Origin of the sequence: Lysinibacillus sp. A4, from assembly GCF_024919535.1 — a bacterium.
Classification (GTDB): Bacteria; Bacillota; Bacilli; order Bacillales_A; family Planococcaceae; genus Lysinibacillus; species Lysinibacillus capsici.
In genome coordinates this window covers 1-7,193 of sequence record NZ_JANWTB010000026.1, presented here as the reverse complement: position 1 = coordinate 7,193, position 7,193 = coordinate 1, and the positions used below count along the sequence as shown (strand labels likewise).

Genomic DNA, 7,193 nt, shown 5'->3' with positions numbered 1-7,193 from the left:
ATAACAGAACCGAAAAGCTCTAACACAGGACCTACGACTGTCCAAAGCATCTGAAACGACTTCATAACGAAGTTAATCGCAGGCGCTAATACGTTATTCCATGCTAACATCGCAATATCAGCTACGATTTTTAATGCGTTGCCCAAAGCGCCAAGTATCGGCTGCGCTGTGGTCCAAACGGATTGAATAATAGGCACTACGTAGCCAACGATATTAGAAAAGACGCTCGTAATCTGCTCTTTCACAGTAGCAAAACGCGTTACAATAGCGTCAATGGCTTCGGGCGATATTAACGTTTCAAGGACGCCTCTAAATCCGCCTTCTTTGAACGCAGTCATTAATCCGGAAATCTTCGTCTTGATTCCGTCAACTGCCGTATTAACTTTCGCTGCAATATCCGGTGGGAATAGTGCGTTGATTAAGCCGCCTGTTCCGCCTGTCTTGAATGCGGACATTAGCGTTTTAACCTTGCCAACTATGCCGTCGATAGCACCACGGAATATCTCGCTATTGTCGTATAAAGTTTTAAAACCAAATATAAGTCCAGTTATACCGGCGGCAATTAATCCGATTGGACTTGCGACAAATGCTAAGGCCATTCCAACCAATTTGACAATCCCAACGACTGCTAGTATGGATCCGGCAACTAATGCAAATGTTCCTATTACTTTCGCTACTTTGATGACAGATGGTCCAATCGTTTGCCACACTTGATACAACGACTTTACTACGCTAAATACCTTCGATAAACCATTGGCTGCTATCTTCACGAAGCTATGCGCCTTGTTTTCGAGCTTTTCAAATGTCTTTGAGTTAACGAAGCCAATAAACTGGTCAAATAGCGGTTCAAACACCCGTTTGGCACTACTCTTAAATACCGTTACAGCTTGCGAGAAAGTCATAGGCATATTACCGAATTTCTCCTCTATCTCGTCTGCAGCATTAAATAAGGATCGCTTAATTAAATCCGCTGTAATAGTACCTTCTGAACTCATTTCCTTTAACGCTCCCATACTCACGCCCGCAGTATTTGAGATTGCTTGCGCTAATAAAGGTGCGTTCTCCATGATTGACCTAAATTCATCACCTTGAAGCTTTCCAGCCGCCATGGCTTGAGTTAATTGATACATGCCCGATTCCATTTCTTGTTGTCCAGCACCACTGACAGAAAAGGACTTAGTCATCAATTCCGTAAACCTAATAGCTTCATCGTTACTTGAAAAAGCGTCCTTTGCAAGTAGGTTCAATTTAGCTACACTGGATGCCATTTCATCATAGGATGACCGGCTCCGTCGGGACGCCTTGAATATCTTGTCTTGTAACTGTGATTGAGTTTGCAGTCCATCATTAATGTTAGCTAGGCGAGCGTTGATATTCGAATATGAGTCTGCAGCTTGAGTAAAATTGCTGAATCCACTCGCTAATCCTGATGCAGTCAAGAACGCACTTGCAATGCCTAGCAAAGCAGTCTGAGTTCCTCCGAGAGATGCGCTTAAGCCATTAGTTCCAACTCGTAGACTATTAACGCGTGTGGCTAACGAGCCAGTAGCGTTGGTCGCTCGGCTGGTCTCCGATACAAATCGCCCCAACGAATCGTGTAGCCGTCCGTTAGCATCTCGATATAAGTTCGAACTTTGCGTAGCTGAGCGAGTTGTACGATTCATCCTATCCATCGTCTGAGTGATTCGTCTTAGGCGGCTTGTTCCGTTAATATCTCTAACACGAAACACCGCGGTTAAATTAACGGCCATTAGATGCGCTCAACTCTCTTTGCTACTACGTCAGCCAATCGGTCGGCTTGTTGGCTTGCTGTAATGTATCGTTTGCGAGCGCTTCTATCACCCTCGGCATATTCGATAGCTGCATTCAGCGCTTCTAATCGTTTACGAGCATGGTCAGCTTGGATACGGCCACTCATTGCAATAGCTAGTAATGGTACTTTTAAATCTGCTGCCAGTTTAACCTTAACTTGCGGAACTTTACCGCGAAGGCATTCTACTTCTACAACAAACTTAGCTGCAGCAAGTATAATTTCGTTATCGTCTAGTAATTGCGTTATTTCCTGCTTACGTTTGATTAGTTTCATCCCTTATATCCCCCTTGCGTTATTTTGAATAAAAAAAAGAGGCGCCGTAGCCGGTAGGAGCCACGACGCCCAAAATGCGGTGCTACAATACCGCTGAGTTCGGAGATTGGACACCAGGTTTTCCACGCCTAATGCCCTATGACAATTTACAGCCTCGTAGGTAAGACACGACTCACGCCGCATCAAAGGCTTGGTGGCGGAATAATCCGCCGTAATAAAAAAGAGGCAGCGAAATTAATCGCTAACCTCTTGGAATCTATTAACCTAAGTTTTTAATACGTGCGTGTGCTTTCTCTTGCTTAAATTCAAGTGTGTATTCACCGATAATCATGCCAGACTTTCTATCGCCATTCTCCGGTAATTCCTTATGGAAGAACGATCGACCGCCTAAAGGCTTAATTGCCATACGGTTAATATCGACGAAGAAGATTTCATCGTCTTTTACGTTGTTGTTCATGATAATCGGGAACTCTCCAAAATCGGTAACTAATTTATCAACTGTTTGTCCACGAGACGTCTCTGATTGAACAATGCGGACTTTATCGCTTTGTAAATCGCTAATAGCAACCTTTTGCACCGGTGAAACGATGTAAGCGTACTGACCTCCGCCAGCTAACCCACCATTTTTAAACACTGCATGCGCAATATCACGTAGCATAGTTAAATTAACTGCTGTATTGCTAGCGTTAACTACATTGGTTTTAATGAATTGGCGAATACCACTCATTTGACGTACAGAACCATCATCATACTTGATTCCACCGATTAACGCCTTTTCAAGTTGCAGCGCAAGTTCTAACTGCTTCTTAGCTTTTTCGTAGTTATATAAGTCGTCAATACCATATTGAGATACTTCTTCCGCGGATCCCGTTACTGAAACAGTGTCAGTAAAGATTTGCGTATAATTATCGACTCGAACACGTTGCTTGCTTCGAGCCTGTGTTGCGTCGGCACCTTCTGCTTTCTTAACGAATTGGAATACAAGCTTATCACCTACCACAATTGGAGCTGCATCTGTATCCGAGTAGCCACGCTCAACTGTAATTGTTTTGTCAAATGTATTTATACCTGTTACGAGTAAACGTTCTTCGTTAACATCTACGACAGCATCAACTACAAACGGCTCAACGCTATCAACTGCAATAGTTGTATCACTCTCCGTCGCTGGCGAGGTAGCTGTCGCAGTTGTTGCGAACATCTCATCTTCATACCAAATATGCGCTGTATTTGTTGTTGGTGCACTAAACCCTAAAAGGTTAATTAAAGGCGTCTGATTAGGATTTAATAATAAAACCTCATCTACTACCGATTCTTTTTTACCCACTAAGTTTGTTGTTTTAATTGTATTGTATGTCATTATCTACTACCTCCGAATTTTTTAAGTGTTTGTTTTAGTTTTGAATAACGTGCAATGTCTTCCGCACGACCACTTCGCTTTGCAACTGCAGCCGCATCTTGTAATTGCGCTTCATAGACTGCCTGCTCATTTGTTTGGCCAGCGTTTGTTGGAGAGCCGACCGGTTTTGGTTTTGGCTTTGCCTCCGATAAAACTGCGACTAGTTCATCCAATGAAGCATCATCGAGTTTTTCCAGATTTAAAAACGGTCGCAACTTATCAAAGTTAGTCACGCCAGCTTGTTCAAATTTTGATTGAATTTCTTGTTCTTTTGCACTCGCCTTTTGTTCGGCAATTTCTGCTTTAAGCTCGTCTAATTCTCTTGCCTTTTCAAGCAACTCGTCTATATCCGGAGTTTCTTTTTTTGGCTGCTCATCGACTTGCTCAACAACCTCGATTTGATCTTCTGTCATTTACTCACCCCCTTCGGAAAGCACTTGAATGTAATCAGACAATTGCCGAATTAATTCTGCGCTCTTTTTCCGTTCGCGAGCTAAACGCTTTTTAACGATCTCATTGACTTCCTCTTGCGTAAATATCTTCGTTTCTACAGTTACCTCATGTTTTTCGATTGTCATAGATATTCCTCCCTCTTGTTTTGGACCCCATTGAAAATTTGCTACGTATATTGACATGAATCTGTCATTTCGCTTGATTTAAGCGACGATAGAGCATTAGGTAAGGTGTTTGTTCATCTCAACGCTAACCCGTGTCTAACGAAGGCTTTTCCCCGATTTCATGTACACTTTTGTTAATCCGATTTTCTATACGTTTTGCTGCTCGATAGTCCGATTCAGGAACTCGCCACTGTAAACCGACGACTTGTCCATTCTTTTGGTATGTTGCTATGACTGACCAATCGCGGGACCTTTTAATGTTACGGATTTCACGCTCATGCGAGCTATCGATATAAAGTGCAAATGTTGTTTCTGTCTGCCTCCAAAGTTCAGCGGTAATCTTAGTCATCCCCTTTTACAATTATTTAGCCAAGCTCAACACTTTACGTTTGATAATTAATGTGTTATTGTGTAATCATGGATAATTCCATTTATTTTTTCGAAGTCGCGCAAAAAAGCAACGAATTCATCTGTAATTTCAAACTGTCGAGTGATAGCAGCTAATAACGCAGCTGACGGATATTTACGCATGTTCTCTACTTCACTAATTGTTGTTCGAGCGAAGCCGATTTTTGTAGCGAACTTTTCTTGAGTCAAACCATGATACGAACGTAGCGCTTTAATCGTGTGCGGTTTCATCACTTGTCCTCCTTTGTATTTAATTGTTCAATTTTGACACTAGGTGCTTAAAATAAAATGGGCTACTGCCCTTCACTAATATAGGGGTTCGTCCGACGGATAATCTGACGATAAACGGCTATTTTATCAACTTTTTCAGCAATTATTTGGGCCTGTTTAGCTTCGGCCAACGTTTTATATTTGACCATTTCCCCATGTTCATAACTTTCATTTTTCAGTTTTACTTTGAACATAGGCTTCTTCTTCATTATCTCCGTTTCAACCTTATAGGAGGGCTGCGTTTCCTCATGAAGTCTATATCGATCATCCGCCGACTCACCATAAATAGGTGCATAATATTCAATCGGCAAATACGAGCCTGTTTTATCAAATCGCTTTTTCGATTCATGCGAGGCTTTACGGCATGCATCACAACAGAATCGGCTATCTACTCGCTTTGATTTACTATCGCGTAAGTTATCGTCTTCAATAGCGAACATGTTCAGACAAAACATATACTTACATCTCCGAAACTTCTTACGCTCGCGGACGTAATACGAGTAATCCAGCACAGTAGAATAATACGGTAGCGCATCGAATCCAAACGTGTGAAGCAACGCCATATATCGGAACAATGACCATTCAATTATCGACATTAAATCATTATATAAATCCGTAATTGTAAATTCGGAACGCTCAACATATGCTTTATCGTTAACAGGCGGATTCGCCTTGATACGCTGACGATCCAGATACTCCGATAATTTAGCAAACTCTCTAGCCATCCCTTCTAGCGTTGTAACCTTCGCAGTTTTTAGTGGTACGTCATCTACATTTGCAAACCGCTCAAGTATTGACGGGTTCTTAGATTTCGGCATATCTTCGCTAGTCTTGACGTAGTGGTACGCCTTGAGAATTTTATGCGTGTAAATAGAGCCTGGATAGACGTTTTCATACGTTATAGTGATTCCTTCAGCTTTTGCATATTCGATTAGTGCGAACGTTGTTTTACTGGCTCTCATTTTAGCTGCGACTGCTTTCGTCATTGGCTGAATCCCCCTAGTTTTTATATTTCGTACTTTGCCCACGCATAAAGTAAATCTCTCATGCGCTTAGCAGGCACATATAATTTGATTGGCTTACCATTTCTGATTTGACTGCGCCATATCCATTGCAACATATCAGATAACGCTAATTTCGTCTCGTTCACTGTCAACCCATTATCTTGGAAAAACGACGTCTCAATCGGGTTCATGAAACGATTGTAACAATACATAAGCGTAGAACGATCCGCATACTCATTTGTGGCACGAGCATTCAATGCTAAGAATCCTTTCGTATATCCCTTACCTTTTAAGTCGTGCTGGCGTGCTTTTAAAGTCGTCCACAATACCTCTCCGGCTTTAGCTTTCGCATGACTGCGGATGTATGTGTACATATTTGACTTTATTCCAGTTAGCTCATCTCGCTTGTCACGACGCTGGAACCATCTACCGGAAAATGCCGTGTTCGTATTCCCACAATCATTTAACGGACCTTCGTATATATCCATGAGCGACAGTAATTCAGCACGTGGCTCTCGCTTCGCATCATATGGCACAATTTCTCCGTCACGGACTGCTTTTAACTCGTATGGGATGGAATATAAATCGAAGTAGTATTTCATAAGCTGCGCGTCAAATAAATACGTCAAGACGAACACGTCCGAAAATGTCTCGAATATTGATGGTGGAAACGCATAGATAAGATACTTCTCACGATGATAAAATAACGTTCCTGCCTGCGCTAATAACTTGATACGGTCAAATACTCCATATTCATATTCGTGATCCTTCGCTGTCCATACGACTCTATTACATTCCATTTCTACGAATCCCTTGTCGAGTAAAATTCGCATGTCTGACGGCGAGACGCCAGCCTTATCGATTACATTAATAACTTCGTCAAGGATGAGCGTGTAATTGTTAGTACGCAGTAGGTCACGAAGCTCATCGTCTGCCGTTTCAAATAACGCGTGTGTAGTAGCAATATCAACGCCATCCTCTATCAATCTCTTAAGACTCGTTAGTTTGCGGCCACCTTCTACATTATTGGTCGGTTGAACAAAATGGCGCTTGTCCGCAGCTGCGATAACACGTTCAATTTCCGCAATGAATGGCGTTACATAGATGAAACGTTCTAATGGTGAAGCCTTATTAATTCGATCAATCGCATAAGTAGTCTTACCTGCACCCATAAGCGAGTCAATTACAGTTACCTTTTCCATAACGATTACCTCCGATATTAGTAGCATCAGCACTTCTGCGGAATAAAAAGTGCAGAGCATCTTATTCGTACACAAATTCCGTTACTTAAACGTTAATTCCTTCGTTAATACACGTATTCTATTTACCCCCTTAAAGATACGATGTAAATAAGTGCTGACAGTGTGAGGCATCTTTTCAGCCGAAACACTCGGCGTAGCCGGTAGTTATTG

General features: G+C 42.0%; 9 protein-coding genes. All 9 read right to left on the bottom strand.

The window, feature by feature from the left end:
* A partial coding sequence (locus NY607_RS23945; RefSeq protein WP_259420574.1) for a tape measure protein occupies nucleotides 1–1,463 on the bottom strand: 1,463 nt, incomplete at its 3' end.
* Between the two features lie 287 nt (nucleotides 1,464–1,750).
* Nucleotides 1,751–2,086 (bottom strand): hypothetical protein, encoded by a 336-nt coding sequence (locus NY607_RS23940; protein WP_259420573.1) that lies wholly within the window; start codon nucleotides 2,084–2,086, stop codon nucleotides 1,751–1,753.
* A gap of 259 nt (nucleotides 2,087–2,345) precedes the next feature.
* On the bottom strand, nucleotides 2,346–3,443 hold the full coding sequence (locus tag NY607_RS23935; protein WP_259420571.1) for an SU10 major capsid protein: 1,098 nt from the start codon (nucleotides 3,441–3,443) through the stop codon (nucleotides 2,346–2,348).
* Entirely contained in the window at nucleotides 3,443–3,895 is a 453-nt protein-coding gene (locus NY607_RS23930; RefSeq protein ID WP_259420569.1) for a hypothetical protein, read from the bottom strand. The genes NY607_RS23935 and NY607_RS23930 overlap by 1 nt, the downstream gene beginning before the upstream one ends.
* Nucleotides 3,896–4,060 carry a hypothetical protein gene (locus tag NY607_RS23925; RefSeq protein WP_259420567.1) on the bottom strand — a complete coding sequence of 55 codons (165 nt, stop codon included), beginning with the start codon at nucleotides 4,058–4,060 and terminating at the stop codon, nucleotides 3,896–3,898.
* A gap of 124 nt (nucleotides 4,061–4,184) precedes the next feature.
* Nucleotides 4,185–4,448 (bottom strand): hypothetical protein, encoded by a 264-nt coding sequence (locus NY607_RS23920; protein WP_259420565.1) that lies wholly within the window; start codon nucleotides 4,446–4,448, stop codon nucleotides 4,185–4,187.
* Between the two features lie 47 nt (nucleotides 4,449–4,495).
* Nucleotides 4,496–4,738, bottom strand: coding sequence for a helix-turn-helix domain-containing protein (locus NY607_RS23915; protein WP_101967000.1), 243 nt, complete (start codon nucleotides 4,736–4,738; stop codon nucleotides 4,496–4,498).
* A 62-nt stretch (nucleotides 4,739–4,800) separates the two neighbouring features.
* Entirely contained in the window at nucleotides 4,801–5,763 is a 963-nt protein-coding gene (locus NY607_RS23910; protein WP_259420562.1) for a hypothetical protein, read from the bottom strand.
* Between the two features lie 20 nt (nucleotides 5,764–5,783).
* Complete coding sequence (locus NY607_RS23905) at nucleotides 5,784–7,010, bottom strand: hypothetical protein (RefSeq protein WP_259420560.1); 1,227 nt, start codon at nucleotides 7,008–7,010, stop codon at nucleotides 5,784–5,786.
* Between the last annotated feature and the right edge of the window lie 183 nt (nucleotides 7,011–7,193).

What these genes read in the sequence shown, in the direction of transcription:
- NY607_RS23930 (WP_259420569.1), bottom strand. Translation starts at nt 3,895, where the DNA reads ATGACAGAAGATCAAATCGAGGTTGTTGAGCAAGTCGATGAGCAGCCA.
- NY607_RS23920 (WP_259420565.1), bottom strand. Translation starts at nt 4,448, where the DNA reads ATGACTAAGATTACCGCTGAACTTTGGAGGCAGACAGAAACAACATTT.
- NY607_RS23905 (WP_259420560.1), bottom strand. Translation starts at nt 7,010, where the DNA reads ATGCTACTAATATCGGAGGTAATCGTTATGGAAAAGGTAACTGTAATT.
- NY607_RS23915 (WP_101967000.1), bottom strand. Translation starts at nt 4,738, where the DNA reads ATGAAACCGCACACGATTAAAGCGCTACGTTCGTATCATGGTTTGACT.
- NY607_RS23910 (WP_259420562.1), bottom strand. Translation starts at nt 5,763, where the DNA reads ATGACGAAAGCAGTCGCAGCTAAAATGAGAGCCAGTAAAACAACGTTC.
- NY607_RS23935 (WP_259420571.1), bottom strand. Translation starts at nt 3,443, where the DNA reads ATGACATACAATACAATTAAAACAACAAACTTAGTGGGTAAAAAAGAA.
- NY607_RS23940 (WP_259420573.1), bottom strand. Translation starts at nt 2,086, where the DNA reads ATGAAACTAATCAAACGTAAGCAGGAAATAACGCAATTACTAGACGAT.
- NY607_RS23925 (WP_259420567.1), bottom strand. Translation starts at nt 4,060, where the DNA reads ATGACAATCGAAAAACATGAGGTAACTGTAGAAACGAAGATATTTACG.